At 63.8% G+C, this 20,901-nt stretch carries 19 protein-coding genes and 1 pseudogene; 8 read left to right on the forward strand and 12 right to left on the reverse strand.

What is annotated here, in order from left to right; all coding sequences use genetic code 11:
- Window positions 1-4: 4 nt before the first annotated feature.
- From MJ956_RS07375 to ltnD, 6 genes are all read left to right on the forward strand, one after another.
- Window positions 5-562 (forward strand): TRAP transporter small permease, encoded by a 558-nt coding sequence (locus tag MJ956_RS07375; protein WP_253963836.1) that lies wholly within the window; start codon window positions 5-7, stop codon window positions 560-562.
- Entirely contained in the window at window positions 559-1,845 is a 1,287-nt protein-coding gene (locus MJ956_RS07380) for a TRAP transporter large permease (RefSeq protein ID WP_253963837.1), read from the forward strand. Before MJ956_RS07375 ends, MJ956_RS07380 begins: the two co-directional genes overlap by 4 nt.
- Before the next feature lie 147 nt (window positions 1,846-1,992).
- Window positions 1,993-3,258: a 3-oxo-tetronate kinase gene (gene otnK, locus MJ956_RS07385; RefSeq protein ID WP_253963838.1), complete on the forward strand. Its 1,266-nt coding sequence runs from the start codon at window positions 1,993-1,995 to the stop codon at window positions 3,256-3,258.
- Complete coding sequence (otnC, locus tag MJ956_RS07390; protein WP_253963839.1) at window positions 3,248-3,895, forward strand: 3-oxo-tetronate 4-phosphate decarboxylase; 648 nt, start codon at window positions 3,248-3,250, stop codon at window positions 3,893-3,895. Before otnK ends, otnC begins: the two co-directional genes overlap by 11 nt.
- Window positions 3,895-4,677 (forward strand): hydroxypyruvate isomerase family protein, encoded by a 783-nt coding sequence (locus tag MJ956_RS07395; RefSeq protein WP_253963840.1) that lies wholly within the window; start codon window positions 3,895-3,897, stop codon window positions 4,675-4,677. The genes otnC and MJ956_RS07395 overlap by 1 nt, the downstream gene beginning before the upstream one ends.
- An 83-nt stretch (window positions 4,678-4,760) precedes the next feature.
- On the forward strand, window positions 4,761-5,654 hold the full coding sequence (ltnD, locus tag MJ956_RS07400) for an L-threonate dehydrogenase (RefSeq protein ID WP_253963841.1): 894 nt from the start codon (window positions 4,761-4,763) through the stop codon (window positions 5,652-5,654).
- Between the two features lie 13 nt (window positions 5,655-5,667).
- Here the strand turns inward: ltnD and rfbA are convergent, their stop codons facing one another.
- From rfbA to rffA, 11 genes and pseudogenes are all read right to left on the reverse strand, one after another.
- Window positions 5,668-6,582, reverse strand: coding sequence for a glucose-1-phosphate thymidylyltransferase RfbA (gene rfbA, locus MJ956_RS07405; RefSeq protein ID WP_253963842.1), 915 nt, complete (start codon window positions 6,580-6,582; stop codon window positions 5,668-5,670).
- Window positions 6,583-6,642: 60 nt separating this feature from the next.
- On the reverse strand, window positions 6,643-7,476 hold the full coding sequence (locus tag MJ956_RS07410; RefSeq protein ID WP_253963843.1) for a class I SAM-dependent methyltransferase: 834 nt from the start codon (window positions 7,474-7,476) through the stop codon (window positions 6,643-6,645).
- Window positions 7,477-7,508: 32 nt separating this feature from the next.
- A complete protein-coding gene (locus MJ956_RS07415) occupies window positions 7,509-7,964 on the reverse strand; it encodes a GtrA family protein (RefSeq protein WP_253963844.1) in 456 nt (151 codons plus the stop codon).
- A gap of 48 nt (window positions 7,965-8,012) precedes the next feature.
- On the reverse strand, window positions 8,013-8,540 hold the full coding sequence (locus MJ956_RS07420; RefSeq protein WP_253963845.1) for a glycoside hydrolase family protein: 528 nt from the start codon (window positions 8,538-8,540) through the stop codon (window positions 8,013-8,015).
- A gap of 381 nt (window positions 8,541-8,921) precedes the next feature.
- Window positions 8,922-9,584, reverse strand: a complete 663-nt coding sequence (locus tag MJ956_RS07425; RefSeq protein ID WP_253963846.1) for an acetyltransferase — start codon at window positions 9,582-9,584, stop codon at window positions 8,922-8,924.
- Window positions 9,581-10,216 carry a class I SAM-dependent methyltransferase gene (locus MJ956_RS07430; RefSeq protein ID WP_253963847.1) on the reverse strand — a complete coding sequence of 212 codons (636 nt, stop codon included), beginning with the start codon at window positions 10,214-10,216 and terminating at the stop codon, window positions 9,581-9,583. Before MJ956_RS07430 ends, MJ956_RS07425 begins: the two co-directional genes overlap by 4 nt.
- A complete protein-coding gene (locus MJ956_RS07435) occupies window positions 10,213-11,220 on the reverse strand; it encodes a glycosyltransferase family 2 protein (protein WP_253963848.1) in 1,008 nt (335 codons plus the stop codon). Before MJ956_RS07435 ends, MJ956_RS07430 begins: the two co-directional genes overlap by 4 nt.
- Window positions 11,220-11,960: pseudogene (locus MJ956_RS07440) on the reverse strand (WbqC family protein). The gene MJ956_RS07435 and the pseudogene MJ956_RS07440 overlap by 1 nt, the downstream one beginning before the upstream one ends.
- Window positions 11,906-12,958 (reverse strand): dTDP-glucose 4,6-dehydratase, encoded by a 1,053-nt coding sequence (gene rfbB / locus MJ956_RS07445; RefSeq protein ID WP_253963849.1) that lies wholly within the window; start codon window positions 12,956-12,958, stop codon window positions 11,906-11,908. Before rfbB ends, MJ956_RS07440 begins: the two are co-directional and overlap by 55 nt.
- Window positions 12,959-13,091: 133 nt before the next feature.
- The gene (locus MJ956_RS07450) at window positions 13,092-15,185 is read right to left on the reverse strand and encodes a hypothetical protein (protein ID WP_253963850.1); all 2,094 of its coding nucleotides are present in this window, start codon (window positions 15,183-15,185) and stop codon (window positions 13,092-13,094) included.
- Window positions 15,182-16,327 (reverse strand): dTDP-4-amino-4,6-dideoxygalactose transaminase, encoded by a 1,146-nt coding sequence (gene rffA, locus MJ956_RS07455; RefSeq protein WP_253963851.1) that lies wholly within the window; start codon window positions 16,325-16,327, stop codon window positions 15,182-15,184. The genes MJ956_RS07450 and rffA overlap by 4 nt, the downstream gene beginning before the upstream one ends.
- Window positions 16,328-16,980: 653 nt before the next feature.
- On the opposite strand from rffA, the gene MJ956_RS07460 reads away from it, so the two are divergent.
- Both MJ956_RS07460 and MJ956_RS07465 read left to right on the forward strand, forming a co-directional pair.
- Complete coding sequence (locus MJ956_RS07460) at window positions 16,981-17,373, forward strand: hypothetical protein (protein ID WP_253963852.1); 393 nt, start codon at window positions 16,981-16,983, stop codon at window positions 17,371-17,373.
- Window positions 17,374-17,476: 103 nt separating this feature from the next.
- Window positions 17,477-20,380 carry a S8 family serine peptidase gene (locus MJ956_RS07465; protein ID WP_253963853.1) on the forward strand — a complete coding sequence of 968 codons (2,904 nt, stop codon included), beginning with the start codon at window positions 17,477-17,479 and terminating at the stop codon, window positions 20,378-20,380.
- Between the two features lie 278 nt (window positions 20,381-20,658).
- Here MJ956_RS07465 and MJ956_RS07470 read toward each other — a convergent pair.
- Window positions 20,659-20,901 (reverse strand): hypothetical protein (locus MJ956_RS07470; protein ID WP_253963854.1); only part of this gene is annotated, 243 nt, incomplete at its 5' end.

The raw sequence follows: 20,901 nt of genomic DNA on the forward strand, positions 1-20,901 counted from the left end.
GCCCATGTCCCGGCTCGCCCGCTGGCTCGACATCGCCCTTCAGGCAGTGACGCTGTTTCTGCTGATCGTCCTTACGGGGGTGGTCCTTCTGGGCGTAAGCTTCCGCTATTCCGGCAACTCGCTGATCTGGTACGACGAGATCGCGTCGGTGCTGCTCGCCTGGATCACCTTTTCCGGGGCCGCGCTGGCGACGATGCGCAATGCGCATCTCGGATTCAGCGGCCTCCTCTTCGCCTTGCCGCGGCCGAGCCGCACGATCCTGTTCGCGTTGGTCGAGCTGATCTTCCTGGTCGTCTTCGTGGTGATCGGTTGGGGCGGTTGGGCGATCCTCGATATCTTCGGCAATGAGACGCTGATTTCCGTGCGTTTCATACCCCGCGATTTCGTGCAGGCGATTCTGCCGGTCAGCGCCGGGCTGATCATCCTGGCGCGTATCCTGACCCTCCCCGAACGTTACCGGGACGTTCAGGAAGGCCTCGATCCGGAGCAGCGCGAAATCGAGACCGAGATCGCCCGCGCCGAAACCGAACTCAACGCCATGCGCGCGGGAGAGCCGAAATGACCGAGGCGCTGATACTCCTGTTGATGTTCGTACTGATCGCCATCGGTCTGCCGATCGCGGTCGCAATCCTCGCCAGCGCGCTGGTCGGCGTGTTCATCCTGAACGGCCATCTTGGCTTCCTGAACGCCGCGCTATCAATCTTCGACGGCGCGACCAGCTTCCCGCTGATCGCCATTCCGCTGTTCATCCTGGCCGGCGCGTTGATGAACACCGGCGGCATCTCGCAGCGCCTGATCACCTTCGTTTCCGCTTTGATCGGCTTTCTGCGCGGTGGCCTGGCGATGGTGAATGTCGGGGTCTCGCTGTTCTTCGCCGAAATTTCCGGCTCGGCCGTCGCCGATGTCGCGGCGATCGGCTCGGTGCTGATCCCGGCGATGAAGAAGAAGGGCTATTCGCCCCGCTTCGCCGCCGCGATCACCTCGTCCTCCGCCTCGCTGGCCATTATCATCCCGCCATCGATCCCGATGATCCTCTATGGCGCACTGTCGGACACCTCGATCGTCCGGCTGTTCGTCGCCGGCATCGTGCCGGGGCTGCTCGGCGGCTTTTCGATGATGGCGCTCTCCTATTATTTCGCCGTTCGCTACGACCTGCCGCGCGAGGAGGCGTTCAGCCTCCCCCGCCTCTGGACGGCGACGAAGAACGCGGGCTGGGCGCTGGTCCTGCCGGTGATCATCCTCGGCGGAATCTTCGGCGGCTTCGTCACGGCGACCGAAGGCGCGGGCCTCGCCGTCGTCGCGGCGCTGCTGATCGGCGGCTTCATCTATCGCGAGATCAATCTGCGCAAACTCTATCTTTCGCTGGTCGACGGAGTGATCCAGACCGCGGTCGTCATGCTGCTGGTCGCGACATCCGCGGTGCTCGGCCTCTATCTGACCGAGACCGAGATGCCGCAGCGCCTCGCCGCCAGCATCACCACCCTGACGACGGACAAGTTCCTAGTCCTGATGATCATCAACGTCTTTCTCCTGTTCGTCGGCATGGTCCTGCACGGCGCGGCGGCGATCATCCTGACGGTGCCGATCTTCATGCCGCTGGTCCACGAGATCGGCATCGACCCGATCCAGTTCGGCATATTGTTGACGCTGAACATCGCACTCGGCCAGCAGACACCGCCGGTCGCCAGCGTGCTCGTCACGGCCTGTTCGATCGCCCGCACCGACATCTGGAAGACCACCAAGACCAACCTGCCGTTCATCGGCGTGCTGGTCCTGATCCTCATCCTGGTGACCTATGTGCCGGCGGTCTCGCTGTCGCTCGTGGATGTCTTCTACGGGCAATGAATCCGTAGGCCGCGTTCGGAATAGGAAAGGCCGAGCGATCCGACCTTCGCCTCCTCTTTCCTTGATGGCCTTGGCACGAACCTCGAAGACACGGTAGGAAACTTCGACGCGGTATACATTGTCGGGATTCGCGCCCAGGGAGGGATGATGCTGCTCGGCTGCATAGGGGATGACTTCACCGGCTCGTCCGACCTCGCCAACACCCTCGCCAAGGGCGGCATGCGGGTGACGCAATATAGCGGGGTGCCGGGCGGACCCGGCGAGCCGGACGTCGAGGCCGGGATCGTCGCGCTTAAATCGCGGACGATCCCCCCGGCCGAGGCGGTGGCGCTGTCGCTCAAAGCGCTCGACTGGCTGGTCGGCCAGGGTTGCCGGCAGTTCCTGTTCAAATACTGTTCGACCTTCGATTCGACACCGGCGGGCAATATCGGCCCGGTGATCGATGCCCTGATGCAGCGCCTCGGCGCCGATCGAACCATCGTCTGCCCTGCCTTCCCGGCAACCGGGCGCAGCATCTATCAGGGACACCTGTTCGTCGGCGACCGGCTGCTCAGCGAAAGCGGCATGGAACACCATCCGCTGACGCCGATGACCGACGCCGATCTTCGCCGCTGGCTGGCGCCGCAGACGAAACAGGGCGTCGGGCACGTCGCCGCGACCACGGTGTTCCAAGGTGGCCCGGCGATCCTCGACGCGATCGACGGCGAAGCGAAAGCCGGGCGTCCGGTGGTGGTGGTCGACGCGATTCGCGACGAGGATCTCCTTGCGATCGGTCACGCCGCGCGCGATCTGCGGCTTCTGACCGGCGGCTCGGGCATCGCCCTCGGCCTGCCCGACAATTTCCGCGCCGAGAATCTGCTGGCGTCTGAGCCGTCCGCCTGGACCGGCTCTGACGGCCCGGCGGCGATCCTGTCCGGCTCGTGCTCGACGATGACGCGGACGCAGGTCGCGCGCTATGCGGAGACCGCCCCTGCCCTCGAAATCGTACCGGATAAGGTGATGGTGGGCGAGCAATCGCCTGACGGCGCGGTCGGTTGGGCGCTCGAACAGACCGACGGTGTTCCGCTCATCTACTCCTCGGCCGACCCGGAATCGGTCAAGGCGGCGCAGCAGCGTTTCGGCCGGGACCAGCTCGCCGCTCGCCTCGAGGAATTCTTCGCCGAAACTGCCCGCCGATTGTGCGCCGCCGGCGTTACCCGGTTGGTCGTGGCGGGCGGCGAGACGTCGGGCGCGGTCGTCGAGGGGCTCGGCCTCTCTGCCCTTTCTATCGGGCCGGAAATCGCGCCGGGCGTTCCGGCCGTCAAGGCGTCGGACCGGCCGCTCTGGCTGACCCTGAAGTCGGGCAATTTCGGCGACGCGGATTTCTTCCAGACCGCGCTGGGCGTCCTGAAAGGCGAGCATCATGACGGCTGAGGCACAGCTTCGCGAGACGGTCTGCGAACTGGCGCGCTCGATCTACGATCGCGGCCTGACCCACGGCGCCTCGGGCAATATCTCGGTCCGGATGCCCGATGGCGGCCTGCTGGTGACACCGACCGGCTCCTCCTTCGGCCGGCTCGATCCGGCCCGCCTCAGCCGGTTCGATGCCGCCGGTACGCTCGTCGCGGGCGACAAGCCGACTAAGGAGATGCCGCTGCACCGGGCCTTCTACGAAACACGATCCACAGCCGGCGCGGTGGTGCATCTGCATTCGACCCATTCCGTCGCCCTTTCGATGCTGCCGGACATCGACCCGGACAACATGTTGCCCCCCCTCACCGCCTATTCGATCATAAGGCTCGGCAAGGTGCAGCTATTGCCGTATTTTTTGCCCGGCGACGCGGCCATCGGCAACGCCATCCGCGGCCTCGCGGGGCGCCGCTCGGCGGTCATGCTGGCCAATCACGGTCCGGTCGTCGCCGGCAAGGATCTGGAATCCGCCGTTTATGCCGTCGAGGAACTGGAAGAGACGGCCCGGCTCGCGCTTCTCACGCGCGGGCTGCAACCGCGTATGCTGACGCCTGAACAGATCGCCGGCGTCGTCACCGCCTTCGACGTGGAGTGGTCCTGATGATCCGCCTGTCCGCCAATCTCGGCTTCCTGTGGACCGAACTGTCGCTTCCCGCGGCGATCCCCCGCGCCAAATCGGCCGGCTTCGACGCCGTCGAATGTCATTGGCCCTATGACGAGGACGCCGGAGCCGTACGGCGGGCGCTGGAGGAGACCGGCCTGACCATGCTCGGCCTCAACACCCGCAAGGGCGGCACGACCGATTTCGGGCTTGCCGCCGTTCCCGGCCGCGAGACGGAAGCCCGGGCGGCGATCGACGAGGCCTTCGATTACGGCGCCGAGATCGGTGTCCGGGCCGTCCATGTCATGGCCGGAAAAACCCAAGGGGTCGATGGAGCGGGCGAGACGTTCGACAAGAACCTCGCCTATGCCTGCGACCGCGCCGCCAAACACGACATGACGGTGCTGATCGAGCCGATCAACCACCGCGATGCGCCGGGCTATTTTCTCTTCGAAATCGAGCAGGCGGCGGAGATCGTCGCGCGTCTTGGCCGGCCCGAGCTGAAGATCATGTTCGACTGCTATCATACCCAGATCATGCAGGGCGATCTGATCCGCCGCTTCGAGCGCCACCGGGACATGATCGGCCATGTGCAGATTGCCGCCGTCCCGTCCCGCGCCGAGCCCGACGAGGGCGAACTCGCTTTCGAGCGGCTGCTGCCGGCTCTTGCGGCGCTCGGCTATGAAGGCTTTGTCGGCGCGGAATACCGGCCGCGCGGCTCGACCGACGAGGGGCTCGGCTGGATGGCGGCGTATCGCGCCGGCGGATCTGGCGAGCGTTAGGCGGCAGTCCTGAATTGCCGAAGGCGGGACGTGTTGTCCGCCAAGGCGCATGAAACAGGTGATGGGAGGGCGCGTTGGCGGCAATGAAGGTAGGTTTCATCGGCCTCGGCTCGATGGGGATGGGAGCGGCCCTGTCCGCCCTGCGGGCCGGCCTGACGGTCTACGGCGTCGATTTGTCCCCCGCCGCCTTAGAGCGGCTCGAACAGGCGGGAGCCGCCGGTGTCGGTCAGGATGCGTCGGCCTTTGCCGGCGACCTCGACGCCGTCGTGCTTCTGGTGGTCAACGCCGCCCAATGCCGCGACGCGCTGTTCGGCGCGAACGGCATCGCGCCGCTGCTCAAACCCGGAACGCCGGTCATGGTGTCCGCCACGATCTCCCCCGACGATGCCCGCCGCTTCGATGAGGATCTGCGCGCGGCCGGCCTGAAAATGCTGGATGCACCAGTCTCCGGCGGGGCGGCGAAGGCCGAGACCGGCGAGATGACGATCATGGCCGCCGGGCCGCAGGACGTCTTCGACACGCTGGAGCCGTTGCTCGATGCGATCGCGGCCAAGGTCTACAATATCGGCGAGACGATCGGGCTCGGCGCGACGGTGAAGATCGTCCACCAGCTGCTCGCCGGGGTCCATATCGCGGCCGGCGCCGAGGCGATGGCGCTTGCCTCCCGCGCCGGCATCCCGCTCGATCTGATGTACGACGTCGTCACCAACGCAGCCGGCAATTCCTGGATGTTCGAGAACCGCATGAAGGGCGTCGTGGAAGGCGATTACACGCCGATGTCGGCGGTCGACATCTTCGTCAAGGACATGGGGCTGGTGACCGAAACCGGCCGGTCGCTCAAATTCCCGCTGCCGCTCGCTTCGACCGCCTATGCGATGTATCTCAACGCCAGCAACGCCGGCTACGGCAAGGAAGCCGACAGCGCCGTCATCAAGACCTTCGCCGGCATCGACCTGCCGAAGAAATCGGGCGGGTAGATAAAGCGACAGCCTATCCTGTCCGCTCTCCCGGCGCATCTCTTGTCATGACAAGCGCATGATCTCGCGCTTCGGCCGCGACGGCCTCCAGATAGTGGCGGTATTCGCAGTCGGGCATCATTTGCGTGAGGGCCGCGAACGCCTCCAGGTTCAAGAACCCCCGCTGCAGCGCCGCCTCCTCCGGACAGCCGAACTTGATTCCCTGGCGCCGTTCCACCGTCTCGATGAAGGCGGCCGCCTCCTGCAGCGCGGCGCTCGTACCGGCGTCGAGCCATGCGAAGCCGCGGCTCAGGCGACGCACCTTGAGACGCCCCGCATCCATGTAGGCGCGGTTGACGTCGGTGATCTCCAGCTCGCCGCGGGCCGACGGCTTCAGCCCGCGGGCGATCCCGACGACATCGCTATCGAAGATGTAGAGACCCGGCACGGCATAATGGGATCGCGGCTCGCGCGGCTTTTCCTCCAGCGACAGGACCCGTCCCTCCGCATCGAACTCCACCACGCCGTAATCGCGCGGATTGGTGACGCGGTAGGCAAAGATCAGGGCACCGCCGCTAAACTCCGCGAGCGCCCGCGGAATGGCGTCGCCGCCGACGAAGATGTTGTCTCCGAGCGCCAGCGTCACCGCCTCGCCGGCGATGAAGTCAGCGGCGATGAGGAACGCCTGGGCGATTCCGGCCGGGCGTTCCTGCACCCGGTATTCGATCGAAATGCCCCATTGCCGGCCGTCGCCGAGCAGCGCCTGGAAACGCGGCTGGTCCTCTGGTGTCGTGATCACGCAGAATTCCCGTATGCCGGCCGCCATCAGCACGGTCAGCGGGTAATAGATCATCGGCTTGTCGTAGACGGCCTGCAGCTGCTTGCTGGCGACGAGGGTCAGCGGATAGAGGCGAGAGCCCCGGCCTCCCGCGAGAATGATGGCTTTCACTGAGTCATATCCTTCCAGCCCACTCGGTTCTGCCGAAACGGGGATTTTCGTGCCGAGCCATCACCCGGGCCGGCGTGCGATGATCAGTCGCGAACCTCCGGCCGGCGCATCGACTCCGGCCCGCAGCAGGGCGCGCTCCAGCGTTAGAAACGCTTCCAGCCCCCGGTTGACGGCTGGCGGCAGCCGCAGTTCGGCGGTTGGATCATACGCCTCGACCGATTGCCGCTTGATGCGCGACAACGCCATCAGCGGCAACAGCAGCGATACGAAGGACGTACTTCGCACCACCGAAAAGCCCGCCGCCTCCACCTTCTTGCGAAGTTCTCTCGCCGAATAACGCCGCTCGTGCCTGGCATAATCGTCGGCGGCGCTCCACAGCCAACGATGCTGGGGTACCGTCACCATCAATCCGCCGCCCGGCTTCACTGCGCTATAAAGGTTCGAAAGAACGCCCTCATCGTCGTCGATATGCTCGATGACATCGAAAGCTCCGACCACGTCGAAGGCCTCGCGATAGGGCATCGCGCGCGCGTCCATCTGTACGAACTCGGCCTGCGGCACCCGCTCGGCGGCATGCTGGAGGCCGTCAACGAAAATCTCGCTGCCCGTCAACCGGGCCGCGGGAAAGGCTTCGGCGATCCCCCTGAGCACATATCCCGTGCCGCAGCCGACCTCGAGAAACGAGGTCATGGCGGGAAAATACGTCTTCAAGGCCCAGACGAGCAGCCGATTGCGGGAACGGAACCAGAAATTCCGATCCTCCAGCTCGGCGAGCAGCGCAAAATATTCTGCCTCGAACCCGCCGCCGGCCCGGGCCATGGCGGGCGCCCAAGCGCGAAAACCGTCGATGACCTCCGGCGTAAATCCGCATTGCGGGCAGGCGCCGTCATCCATCTGCCCGAGAGCTTTGCAACGCGGGCAGGCGATCATGCGTCCGCCTCGGCCTTCGGCGCGCGGAACACGAAGAGATTGAAGCAAATGAACAGAACCAACGCGACGATCAGAATCGCCGCCGCCTGCACGAATTGGTGCGGATAGCCCAGGCGATCGACGAAGATGAACAGAAGCATGAAGTTGGTGACATATCCGACTCCGTGGACCGCCCCGTAACGCCAAAGTGCCGGCCAGACGCGTCCCCGGTCCCGGAACGTCCAGGCCCGATTGCCGAGAAAGCCAATGCCCGCACCCAGAAGATACAGGAGAGACATGGCAAGCTTCGGCTCCAGGCCCGTCGCCGTGATGACCAGATAGGTTCCGTATCCGATCCCATTGGCGACAATGCCGACGAGACCGTAGCGCAAAAATTTCGATGCGATATCGGCAATCCGCGTTCGCCAAATTTCGCCGGTCGAGGACAACCGGTTCAGGGCGGTTTCAGGCATCGGAGGTCCGATCCGCATCACAAGTCCATTCTATCGGTCCAGCCCATTCTATCCGTCCAGCACGGCCAGTCCGAAACCCGTCCGCCCATAGCCGTTGCCATTGTAGAGCATGTATCGCTTGCCATCATGGTCGAACACGAACGGATAACAGGTCATCTGTGAATCCCAACCGGTCTCGAACACGTCTATGACGGCACCCACAAGATCCAGCGTCCAATCGCAGCCATCCCGGCTGGCCGCGTGGCCGATCCGGTAACTTCGCCCGGGCGCCGCGCGATAGGAGAACCACATATCCCACTCGCCGGAGTCGCGCCGAAGTACGGTCGGGCGAGAGAACGCCTGTGCATCGCCCAGGCTGTGCGTAACCGCTTGCCCCTCGCGGGCCCAGACCATGCCGTCCGAGGACGTCGCCCGGTTGAAGACATGCAGCATCTCGCCGTTGCCTGCGTCCCAGGCAACCGTCGAACCATACCATATGATGAAGCCATCGCGTGTCGAGACGACCCACGGATAGGAGAGGCTGATCGGATCCTGCGGGCTCGCCCCCAGCAGCGGACCATCGTCGGCCAGCAACAACGCACCATTCTCCAGCCGGAGGCGCCCGATGTCCCCGCCAGTGGCCACCGGGCGGATTCTGCCAGCCCATGAAGAGAATGTAACTCTGGCCGTTCGCCTCGTACACGCAGCCGGCGCTGACGCCGGCCGCGTAGAAGCTATCCGGGGGACCATGCGCGAAGAGCGGTTCGTCCGGCGCATGCACGACCAGTTGCTTGCGGAGATCGACGTCGACCGTGCCGACGGAGGATCGGTTCTTGACGTCCCTCCCGCTGTACAGGACCCGGAAAACGTCGCCGTCGAGGTGCATTGCCACGGGATTGGCGGCATGGCTTGCCAGCTTCGGGTGACGCGACGTCGGCGTGAACAGACGTCCGAGTTTGGTCCAGCGCACGGCCTTTCTCAAATCTTCCGAAGTCGGCTACTCGGGACGCGGGACCGTTCCGTTCCCGCCGCCATGTAGACACCTCCTGGTTCGGTGTCCGCCAGGATCAGCGCCCCAGCCCCGATGACGCAGTTGGCCCCTATGGCGACGCCGTCGCGGAGCGTTGCGTTCACGCCGACAAAGCAGGATTCACCGATGCACACGTTGCCAGACACGACTGAGTACGGAGCAAGGAAACAGTGACTTTCGACTATGGAATGGTGACCGACATGAGTACCGCCCCATAAGGTCACGTTATTGCCAATCGTGACAAAGGGCTGCACGACGTTGCTTTCCAGAACGAAGCAATTTTCGCCGATCCGGCCGTCGTTCAGCACCGTGGCGCGCGAACTGATGTAGCTCGCACAGCCATAGCCCTTGTCCTTGCACGCCAGATATTTCTCGCGCCGAAGCGCGTTGAGTCTCGAATAACTAAGCGCCACGAAGGCGTCGTGGTCCTCCGGCGAAAACCGCTGCTCGATCTCCTCGAAGGTAATGACGGGCAGGCCCTGAAAGGTGTCGCCGTCCATATGCGCGCCGTCGACAGTGAAGGCGACGACACGCCGCTGCGTATCGTTCGTGAAGTAATAATGGGCAAGCTCTGCGATTTGCCCGGTGCCGAAGATGAGGAGATCCTTCACCGTGCCCCTGATCCCGATTTGCGTACGATGATCGTGAATTCGTAGAGATCGTAGTCGTGCAGCAATGCGACGTTGCGCGAATAGCGGCTGCGGCACCAGTCGAATGCGGTTCCGGGATCGCAATAGTAGAGATCCGGGCGTTTGCGGTTCTCGTCCGAATAGGAGGTGAGGCAATTGAAGGCGAAGCCGCGAGCACTCGTGCGATCCATGTGTTCAAGCGTGGTCTCGACGTAGCGCGTCCAAGCTTCATTCGTCCGATCGAGACGGACGTTGAAGATACCGCTGGCAACGGTGAAGTCGGCGATCCGGTCTGGCACGGCTGCGACTTCGAAACGCGTCGCGGGCATCCCGGCGAAACGATTGCGGGCGGCAGCCACCATCTCGGGTGCGATGTCGTATCCGGCATAATCGCAGCGGGGACAGCTTTCCGACAATTGATCTCGAAGCGCGCCGTAGCCGCAGCCAAGATCGTTCAGAGAAAAGGCAGCCTCGGTGTCCACGACCTTCAGCAACTGGCCAAACCGGAGAGCCTGACTGGTTTCACCGTTCCAGTCCACACCCTGAGCGCGCTCGCCATGGGCAGCGAGCTTGCCGGCATAGTAGTGAGCGATGGCATCCAGGTTGTCCGTCATTCGGCGGCCCTCGACTCGCACATGTCGACCCTGGACGAAGAGTCCGGCGCCATGTCTTCGCGACCGTTGGAACGCGCAGCCCGTCCGCCGCGATGGACGCTGCGGACAAGCGTGTAAGGCCGCCGTTTGGCTTCGGTATAGACCTTCGAGAGATAGATCCCGATGACTCCCATGAAGGAGATGATCATGCCGCCTATCAGCCAGATGGAAGCCATTACCGACGTCCAGCCGTCTGCGATGGTTCCGATGATCGCCCAGATCGACACGAGATAGACGATATAGGCTGCTGCCACCATGGAGATGGCGAGGCCGATGTAGAATATCCCGATCAGAGGCGCATTGCTGAAGGAAGTGATGGAATCGATCAGGATGTGAAACTTGCGGGTTACCGAATAGGTGGTCGGGCTCAGGCTGAGCTTGTCGATCCTTATCGGCCGCTGGTCGAAGCCGACGATATGCCAAATTCCCGCCAGGAAGAGCTCTCGCTCATCATATTGCAGCAGTGCGTCCACGTAGATACGGCGCATGAGCCGCGCCGTGACGATGTTATGCGGCAGGTCGACCCCGGTAATGGCCCGGAAGATGCGGTAGAACCAGTCCCCGGACCAACGCTCGAACATATTGCCCTTACGCTTCTTCTGGACGCCGAAGACGACATCGCAGCCGTCTTCGCACAGCTTCCGGGAGAAACTTTCGAGCCACTCCGGCTGCTCCTCCAGATCGCTGTCGATGAGGAAGACGAGGTCGCCCCGGGCGTGCGCGAGCCCGGTCATCATCGCCTTGTGGTGGCCGAAGTTGCGCGACAGGTCAACGACGCAGACGCGCGGATCTTCGTAGGCGAGTTCCAACGCAATCCGCAGGCTGTGATCCGGCGAACCGTCGTTGACGAGGACGATCTCGTAGTCGTCGCCGACGAATACATGCGCCGCTTGCGTCACCCGGCGATGAAACTCGCCGATATAGTCTGCGGATCGGTAGAGAGTGGCAACGATAGACAGTCGCATCAGCCCCTGGCCTTCATGAAGTTACGCGCCTCCGGTCCGCAGTTGAACAGGAGATCGAGCATAGTCACACCGTGGACAAACTCTCCCCACAACTGCGGATACTCAGGGTAGCGGGAATAGTCGAACCACTCCACCCGCATGCCCCGCCGACGGAATTCTGCCTCGTCGAGGTAGTCCTTCGCGGCGGGGCCGCTGACATAGACGTCCGCGCCAGCCTGGGAGCAGATGGACGCCAGTCGCTCGGTGCGTTCCTCTGCGAGTTCATAATCGGCGGAACGTGTGAAGTGCGTCGTGATGCCGAGTTAATTACAGATTGCGTCCAGAAATGCCCGGTTGAGGTCGGACAGGCTGGACGACGGGGCTGCATAGAGCGGCTCGACGAGCTCAGACACCTGGTCAAAGAAGCGCGCCCGCCTGTAGTTCGACCGCAGCGACTGCAAATGCGTCGCTGCCCAGTCGCCCCCTTCGATCGCCGTCTCGCGGATCGTCTGATGGTATCGCCCCTTGCTCGCGACCGGAATCGTCAGCCAACGCACGCCCTGGGGGGTCTTGATCAGATTGCGGTTGCGCCAGTCGCGACGGGTGAACTGCACGTCGTCGTAGAGCACGAATTCGTCGACCGAGGCGATCAGGTCGAAGTAACCCTTCCACGGAATGTAGTTCGACTGGACGATCGCCACGCGCTTCATGCCGTCTCCGCAAGTGCGCAAGCCAGCCGGGCCTGCGCCTCGGCGACCCATTGGCGATTGTCGAGATACCACGCCACCGTCTGACGCAACCCGTCCGCGAAGCTCCGCTCCGGCCGCCAGCCCAGTGTTTCGCGCAGGCGGGCGGCACTCATCGCGTAGCGGAAATCATGCCCCGGCCGATCCGCCACGCGCGTCAGCAAGGTCCGGCGTATCCGGCCTTGCGGATCGGGAGCAAGCGTGTCCACGCAGTCGCAGATCGCGGTGGCCAGGTCGATGTTGCGCCGCTCGCATTCGGCGCTGACATTGTAGACCGTTCCAGGTTCCCCGCGTTCCAGAATGAGGCGCAGCGCGGCACAGTGATCGGCGACGTGGATCCAGTCTCGGACGTTCTTGCCATCGGCATAGATCGGCACCGGCTCGAACGCGAGGGCACGCTCGATGACCACCGGAATGAACTTCTCAGGAAACTGCCGCGGCCCGTAATTGTTGGTGCAGTTGGACGTCAGCACCGGCAACCCGTAGGTGTGGAAATAGGCCCGCACAAGATGGTCCGAGCCGGCCTTGGAGGCCGAATAGGGACTGTTGGGCGCCACGATGGAAGCCTCGGTGAACGGGGGGTCGTCCGCCTGGAGGGCGCCGTAGACCTCGTCGGTCGAGACGTGCAGAAAGCGGAAGCCGGCGGCCGGCTCGTCGGCCAGCGTGCCGTGGTAGGCGCGGGCGGCCTCGAGGAGGTTGAAGGTCCCCACGACATTGGTGAAGACGAAGGCCTCCGGCCCGGCGATCGACCGGTCGACATGACTTTCGGCGGCGAAATGCACGATCGCCCGCGGCCGGTGCTCGCGCAGGATCGTGTCGATCTGTTCACCGTCGCGGATGTCGCCCTTGATGAAACGATGGCGCGGATCGCCCGAAAGCGCGGACAGATTGCCGGGATGGCCCGCATAGGTCATCCGGTCGAGATTGACGACGGCTTCGTCAGACCGGGCCAGCCAATCGTGGATGAAATTCGCGCCAATGAAGCCGGCACCGCCGGTGACAAGGATGGTCATCGCGCGCTGCAATAGTCCTTTTCGTTAAGATCGGCGCATACCTGACGCTGCGCCCCCATATGCCGGATGCGGCGCGGTATGACAAGGCGCGGCCAGTCTGCGCTGATCGCGCCCGGGACGGCGTTCCACTCCCTCAGGGACTGGTGGGAAAGCCGCCGAAGCCGCGCAAAAGCCACATGTCGCGCCATCCGGTCGGAAGCGAGGCGGTCAGCAGCGGCGGCAGAACCGAACGTCCCTCGCTTCGCTCGAGCGTCGCCTCGCAGCCCTGCGGCAGTGGATCGACCGCGATCGTGGCAAGGTGCTGGGTCGGGCGATAGAAGGCCGGCAGCAGAAACGTCACGGACCCCTTGCTGCCGCGCGCGACCGACGCCCGCAGGTCATGGTCGAAAGGCTGCCAGACATTGTCGGCCGTCGCATACCCGACCTGAGCGACATAGTCGCCCGCCGGGCAGTTTTGCAGGGTGAGAACGAGCCGATCCGCCGCTGCGCGAACATCCCACTGCAGACCCATGGTAGGCATCGCATCGGTCATGCTGTCCAGCCTCGCCGCAACCACGTCGCGATGCCGCGGCGGCACCGGCACCGTGAAGACTCCCCGACGCCGCTCTTCGACCGTCTCGACCCGCCAATCGGCTGCGACCGGCGCTCGTGGCGCGGCCAGCAGCCCCTCCAGCTCGCCGCGCAGTGCCTGCTGCTGATACAGCAGAAGCGCACCGTAAGTGATGGCGACCAAAGCGACGGCGCCGGCTGCGAAAGCCGCGAATCGCCTGCCGACGCGCTTCAGACCGCCCCCATCGGACGGGGCGGCGAATAGGGCCAGGATCGAGGTCACCCAGACGAACTCCAGGTGGAACACATGCCGGACCGAGAACTGCACCACCGGGAAGGCCAGAACCAGCGCGAAGATCACCGCAACACCCAGGGCCTCATTGGGCCGGATCGCCATCTCCCGCCAGAAAAACACCGCCAGGCCGGCGATGGCGAGGGGGACAAGCCACACGTTACCCAGCGCATCGTAGAAAAAGGCGAGATAGCGGCTCGCCGCTGGACCGTTGCGCACCGGGCCGCCCGGGTCGAGGCCGGTGCGGTCCGTCGCCACGAGGACCGGAAAGGCCGTGATCCAGGCCGCCGATTTGAGGCCCTGTGTGGCGAGGTCGCCCAGGAAATACGGCAGCCACCGGACCATGTTGGTTCCGGAGTATCGCATGGCTTGCGAGACACCGTAATAGGGCGGCGATTCGCGATTATCCCACTCGGGATGAAGCGGTCGTTCGGCCGCGGCGATCGAGGACAGCGACAGCTCGTCGGAATAGCGATCGCCCAATCCGTAGACGGCCGGTTCGATCGCCAGGTAGGATCGGAACGGCTCGCTCAAGCCCTGGAGCACCAGCGACCCGGCTGCTCCCGAACCCGTGACCGACAAAATCGGCCAGGCCGACAGCATCATCATCGCGACCATCGCCGCCGCCCCCGCGCCGCGACGCGCCAGGGCCCGCAGCCCTGGGGCCACGAGGAGCGCCAGCACACCGATTGGCGCGAGGATGATGACATCGCCGCGAAAGCCGACACCGATGCCGATCGCCAGGCCGGCGAGCATGCCCCATCCCAGTGCCCCGCGCAGCGATCCGGCGCGCATCGTCAGGATGACGAAGACAAGTGTCCAGACGAAGAAGGGCGCCTTGGAATAGTCGCGGAACGAGGTAACCAGCGACAGGGCCACTGGCGAGGCGGCAAGCACGCCGCCGCCTACCAGCGCCAATACCAGCGGGAAAAACAGCCGAAGCAGGACAAAGGCACCGGCCGCATAGGCGCCGGTCGCAACGGCCACCAGCGGCCACAGCTCGGCATAGGTCAATCGCGGCGGATGCCAGAGCGCGCCGACCGCGTAGGCGAGATAGAGCTGCAGGCGCGCGAACAGGCCCGGCGGCCCTATCGCTGCAGCCGCACCAAGAGCTTGGCAGTCGAACTCCCTCGCGCGCACGAGGATGAACTCCTTGAGCACATCCGAGACCGCGCCGGGATGGCCAAAGCCGAGCCCGCACCCCGCATAGACGACCTCGGGCGTGAAGTTCTGATAGAAGAAAAGATAGCCGGCCTGCCGGAGCGTGAGGACGCCCAGCGTCGCCCCGACAGCAGCGATCAGGAGCGCCGCGATCCAGTCCAGATGGCGATGGGTGAGGGATGCGGGCCTGGGTCGCGCTGTCCCTTGCCCCTGCGTCGCAATCAATCCAGCGCCTCACGCAGCAGTGCGGCGATCCGCGCAAGGTCGGTCTCGGCCAGCCCCGCGTGAAGCGGCAGCCGCAGCAGTTGCCGCGACGCCTCGGCGGTCACCGGCAGGTCCCCGACCGCTCGACCGAAGCGCTGTCCGGCTGGCGAATTGTGCAGCGGCACATAGTGGAAGGCGGACCGCACACCGGCCGCGGCCAGATGATCGATCACCGCCTGCCGGTCCCGATCGCTCGCCAGCATCACATAATAGATATGGCCGTTGGGCGTGCACTCTGCCGGCACGCCAGGACGGGACAGCGCCCCCGAAGCCTCAAGCGGCGCCAGGAGTTCATCATACATCCGCCAGAGCCGGAGGCGGCGCTCGGTGATGGCCCGGGCTTCCTCAAGCTGCGCCAACAGGAATGCCGCCACGATCTCGCTAGGCAGAAAGGACGATCCGATGTCCTGCCAGGTGTACTTGTCGGTCTCGCCGCGCAGGAAGCGGCTGCGATCGGTTCCCTTCTCGCGCACGATCTCGGCGCGGTGCGCCAGCGACGCGTCGTTGACCAGCAACGCCCCCCCCTCGCCCGACACCACATTCTTGGTCTCGTGGAAGCTCAGGGCTCCGAGGGCACCGATGCTCCCGAGCGCCTGCCCGCGATAGGTCGCCAGCAAACCCTGCGCCGCATCTTCGACGACCGCGAGACCGTGTCGCGCCGCAGCCGCCATGATCGCATCCATCTCGCAGGCGATGCCCGCATAGTGGACGACGGCGATTGCCCGTGTCCGGGGTGTGATCGCCGCTTCGATCAGTCTCTCGTCGAGATTCAGCGTATCGCGCCGAATATCCACGAAGACCGGGACACCGCCGCGCAGGACAAAGGCATTGGCCGTCGACACGAACGTGTAGGACGGCATGATCACCTCGTCGCCCGGCATAATGTCGAGCAGCAGCGCCGCCATTTCCAGCGCCGCCGTACAGGAATGGGTCAGCAGCGCCTTTGCCGCTCCGGTTTCCCGTTCCAGCCACGCATGGCAACGTTTCGTGAAACCGCCGTCACCCGCGAGCTGACGCGCCGCTACGGCCTCCGCCACGTATCGGCACTCTTTGCCGGAGAGGTCGGGGGCGGTGAGAGGAATCGGAGCGGAGGAAGCAGCCATTCCCGCACAACTATCCTACTGACAATGCCGGGGCAAATACGGGTGCTGCCTCATGGAGCGGTATAGCTGGGCGCTAATCGTCGCCATTGTGTCAGGCGCGGACCTGCTTGATCGGGACCCCACTGCAATCAGGGCCGATGCCCGCATGGACGTCCTCAACTTCATCGAGCGCGAGTGAAATCCCGGACGTCGTCATTTATACGACCCGCGGCGACAGCGACCCGTTCGATCGCGCTGCACTACGGGCTTGTCCGGCCGGAAGCGCCGCATCCGCCCCGCCCCGCTTCGGCGCCGAGATGCCGGAATGGCCGGCCGGATGGGTTCCCATCGTTCCAGTTTTGTTATCGGCCCTTACAGATCCTCGATCGACTACGAAAGGAGTGCCCAGGCCGCTTCCGCGTCTGCAAGCCTCTGACTGTCAGCTGAACCGGCGAGGGCCAGTCCAATTGGTGAACGGAAACCTCCTTCATCCGCCCGCATCTCGCTTTTTCCGCAAATCTTGACGCTACGTCGTTTTGGCCCTAGCATCGTTATGCGGCACGGTCCGATGGAATTTTGCACGGTATACTTCAAAGAAATTGGCTGCGGTATAGTAACAACTGCCTTTGGCCCGTTCCGCGCCTGCCAGTTTACGAATCAACCAGGGGGATGGAGTGCGACTTTCTCAAGCCTTCATTCCGGCGGCGGCAGTGACTAGTCTCGCCGCCATGTTGTCTGCCTGCGGGGTGGAGAACGGTGGCCCTCCGCCAGATTTGCCCTTGGCGGAGATCGACGGGCTGCGCGCCGACAGAATGGGAGACCGCGTGGCGGAAGCGGAAAAGCCGGCCGGGTCGCAGGAGCGCGTGACGGTGACGGGCACCTACGCAACCCGCGGCGACGGCGTCGAATGTCCCAAGATCAGAACCGACGACGGCGAGCTTGTCGGCGTCTCCTACGTTGCGACGGACGTGCCCCTGGGCGCGCGCGTCGAGATCTCCGGCTATTACGTCAACATGACGACCTGCCGCGGCCCGGTCGTCTATGCGGAGCAATTGCGGAAACTTTGAGCGGTCACGCGCCAGCCGTCAGGATCTGATCGCGCGGATCTGAAGTGGGACAGGCGCCGCAGGTCATGCGCGTCCTGCCGAACCAGAAGAAGGAATCCGATCGATGTCCCTCCCCAACGACCCGATGTTCGGCCAGCAATGGCATCTGCGCAACACGACCCCCGGCCTGCTCGATCTCAACATCGTCAATGCGAACGGCCTCAACTCGCTCTGGGACGATTACACCGGCGCCGGCGTCAAGGTTTTCGTGATCGATGATGCTTTCGACTATCTGCACGAGGATCTGGCCGCGAATTACGACACCGTCTTCGATTACGACTGGTTCAACAACGACGGCGATCCGTTCGGGCTGAACAACAATTCCCACGGCACGGCCGTCATGGGAATCATCGGCGCGGTCGGCAACAACGGTATCGGTGTCACCGGTATCGCCTACGGTGCGACCATGGTCGGGTACCAGACCGCTGCGTTCATCAACGATGGCTGGCTGCAGGACATTCGCGATTCCATTTACAGCGCTTCGGCCAATGGCGGCGACGTCATCAATATCAGCCAGGGCATCGCCAACGATGCCAATTCGGAGTTCGGATTCGGCTACAACGCGTTGCGTTTCGCCGAGATCGACAATTCGATCAATCTGGCGGTCGGCACCGGGCGGGGCGGGCTCGGCACCAGCATCGTCAAGTCGGCCGGCAATTCCCGCTCGGACAACTACGACGTCAACTCGGACCCCTGGACGAACAACACGCAGCAGATCGTCGTCGCGGCGGTCAATCAGAACGGCTTCGTCTCCTCCTATTCGTCCTTTGGCACAGCCAACCTGGTCTCCGGCTTCGGTACGCCGGGTCAGGTGGTGACGACGGACCGGACGGGCGCTGCGGGCTATAACGCCACCAATTACACCAGCACCTTCAACGGATCGTCGTCGGCCGCGCCGATGGTGGCCGGCGTGGTGACGCTGATGGTCGACGCCAACGCCGGCCTCGGCTGGCGCGACGTGCAGGACATCCTCGCCTATTCCGCCCGCCACGTCGGCAGCGTCGTCGACGACATGACGACGGCCGGTTCCGAACGCACCCCCTGGCACTTCAACCAGGCCGACAACTGGAACGGCGGCGGCCTGCATTTCAGCAATGATTACGGCTACGGGCTGGTCGACGCCCATGCGGCCGTGCGGTTGGCTGAAACCTGGAATTTCTTCAATGCCGCGCGAACAAGCGCCAATCAAGTGATGACGACGGAGGACGCGATCGCCGGCGCTCCTGTGGTGATCCCGGATGGCAACCTGACCGGCACGTCGTTCACGCTGAACGAGGAGCAGGCCATCATCGTCGAGCGGCTGACGCTGGAGCTGGATTTTTCGACGACATTTCTCGCCGATATGGATATCTACCTCACCTCGCCGGGCGGGGTGGAGCATGTGCTGATCAATGACCAGGCCGGCGGCGCCGCCTTTGATGGCCGCTATACCTTCGAGAGCCAGGCCTTCCGCGGCGAGTCGAGCCTCGGCGACTGGACCGTGCGGATCGTCGATGACTCGAGCGCCGACGTCCTCACCGTCCGCGACGTCGACCTCAATCTCTACGGACGGGCGGCCACCAATGACGATCGCTACATCTTCACGGGCGAGTATTCCCAATTTGCTGGCGTGGCGGGCCATCGCACGAGCTTCAATGATCTCGATGGCGGCAGCGACGTTGTGAACGCGGCGGCGGTCATCTCCAACTCCACCATTCAGTTGACCGGAGCTGTGAGCACGATCGACGGTATCGAGTTGCAGCTCTTCAATGTGGAACACGCGATCGGCGGCGACGGCGCAGATTATCTTGTGGGTAGTGCCGGGCAGAACACGCTCTTCGGCATGCGGGGGGACGATCTCTTGCAGGGCAATGCCGGTGCCGACACTTTGATCGGCGGCCGGGGTTCCGATACCGTTTACCTGATTTCCGCCAATCAAGGCGTCGTCGTCGATCTGTTCAGCGGCGTTGCGAACGACGGCCTTGGCCTCGATACGCTGATCTCGATCGAGAACGCGATCGGCTCCAATTTCGCCGACCTGCTCATCGGATCGAACGAGGACAACGTGCTTATCGGCATGGGCGGCGCGGATATCATCAACGGCTATGGCGGCTCCGATACGGTCTCCTTCCTGTTCACCGCCCTGGCGGTCGGTCCCTTCACCGCGCAGGTCGATCTGACGGCCCAATTGGCCTATGACGGCGTGGCGCAGGACACGCTCTTCTCGATCGAGAATGCCATCGGCTCGCAGTTCGCCGATGCCTTGTTCGGCTCGGCCGGCAACAACGTCTTCAACGGTCTGGGCGGTGCCGACCTCATCAACGGGCTCGGCGGCATCGACACGATCTCCTATGGCGGCGCCGTCGCCGGCGTCTTTGTCGATCTTCTCGGCGGCGTGGGGGATGTCGGCAGCACGCGAGACCGCATTTACGAGTTCGAGAACGTCGTCGGCACCGATTTTACCGACCTGCTTTTCGGAACGAACGGCGACAATATTTTCGAAGGTGGAGCCGGTACGGACTTTCTCTATGGACTTGGCGGCAGCGACACGGTCACGCTCGGCAACGCCGTTCGCGGCGTGCAGATCGATCTGACTGGCAACGTAACCTATGATGGGGTGAGCCAGGATTTCCTGAATTCGATTGAGAACGCCGTTGGATCGGCGTTCAACGACATCATCGCCGGCTCCGGCGGCAACAATTTGCTGACCGGCGGCGGAGGGGATTTCGACGTGCTGATCGGCGCCGGCGGCAACGACCGCTTCGTCTACGACGTCGCTGGTTCGGGTGTTGATCTCATCACCGATTTCGATGCCGATCCCGCAGGCGGGCAGGATCTTATCGACCTTTCAGGCCGCGGACTGACCTTCGCCGATATCGCCGTAAACCAATATGGGACGGTGACTTATCTCACCTTCGGTGGCGATACCGTCATCCTGTCCGGCGTCAATGCTGTCGACATCACCGCCAGCGATTTCGACTTCGTGTGAGAGCGAGGGCGGAGCGGAATTCACAGCCGGTCCTGTAGCGCGCAAAATCAAATGCCCACGCGCGCTACTTCAAATCACTCCGTTTTCGGCTTCGGATGATCGCTTCGAAGCCGGTTTGAACGATCAGCCGGCGAAGGCCCGTTGGCACCATGCCTAAGCGGCAGTTTTGGTGTCGATACAGATCTCTGTGGCAGATTTTCGAAGTCTCGTCGAATGACGGTCCAGCGTGAAAATGTTGCTGGTGATAGTCGACGCTTGGCCGCGAGGTGGAGTCGCTGTCAGCGGGGTCGAACTGGCACCCCAACCCCAATGAATAGCTTATACGCGAGCCAGATCAGCACCCATGCGATCAGTGCCGCGTAGCCATCACCGATCTGCATGATCTGATTGCCTGCGGGGAGGTACACGAAGAACAGCGCCAAGAGGCAGAACACGACCCCGCCGGCCTGATTTCCAGCGAGAACCGCATCCTTCCACGCCGAGGCCCAAATCAAGGCGATCAAGCCAATAACCAACGCCGC

Origin of the sequence: Aurantimonas marianensis, assembly GCF_024195285.1 — a bacterium.
In the GTDB taxonomy this organism is placed as follows: domain Bacteria; phylum Pseudomonadota; class Alphaproteobacteria; order Rhizobiales; family Rhizobiaceae; genus Aurantimonas; species Aurantimonas marianensis.

Bases quoted from the DNA above. Each gene is read 5' to 3' on its own strand.
- MJ956_RS07430 (WP_253963847.1), bottom strand. From the start codon at position 10,216: ATGACGGACAACCTGGATGCCATCGCTCACTACTATGCCGGCAAGCTC.
- MJ956_RS07375 (WP_253963836.1), top strand. From the start codon at position 5: ATGTCCCGGCTCGCCCGCTGGCTCGACATCGCCCTTCAGGCAGTGACG.
- MJ956_RS07415 (WP_253963844.1), bottom strand. From the start codon at position 7,964: ATGCCTGAAACCGCCCTGAACCGGTTGTCCTCGACCGGCGAAATTTGG.
- MJ956_RS07380 (WP_253963837.1), top strand. From the start codon at position 559: ATGACCGAGGCGCTGATACTCCTGTTGATGTTCGTACTGATCGCCATC.
- MJ956_RS07435 (WP_253963848.1), bottom strand. From the start codon at position 11,220: ATGCGACTGTCTATCGTTGCCACTCTCTACCGATCCGCAGACTATATC.
- otnK (WP_253963838.1), top strand. From the start codon at position 1,993: ATGCTGCTCGGCTGCATAGGGGATGACTTCACCGGCTCGTCCGACCTC.
- otnC (WP_253963839.1), top strand. From the start codon at position 3,248: ATGACGGCTGAGGCACAGCTTCGCGAGACGGTCTGCGAACTGGCGCGC.
- rfbB (WP_253963849.1), bottom strand. From the start codon at position 12,958: ATGACCATCCTTGTCACCGGCGGTGCCGGCTTCATTGGCGCGAATTTC.
- MJ956_RS07395 (WP_253963840.1), top strand. From the start codon at position 3,895: ATGATCCGCCTGTCCGCCAATCTCGGCTTCCTGTGGACCGAACTGTCG.
- MJ956_RS07410 (WP_253963843.1), bottom strand. From the start codon at position 7,476: ATGGATGACGGCGCCTGCCCGCAATGCGGATTTACGCCGGAGGTCATC.
- MJ956_RS07465 (WP_253963853.1), top strand. From the start codon at position 17,477: ATGTCCCTCCCCAACGACCCGATGTTCGGCCAGCAATGGCATCTGCGC.
- rffA (WP_253963851.1), bottom strand. From the start codon at position 16,327: ATGGCTGCTTCCTCCGCTCCGATTCCTCTCACCGCCCCCGACCTCTCC.
- ltnD (WP_253963841.1), top strand. From the start codon at position 4,761: ATGAAGGTAGGTTTCATCGGCCTCGGCTCGATGGGGATGGGAGCGGCC.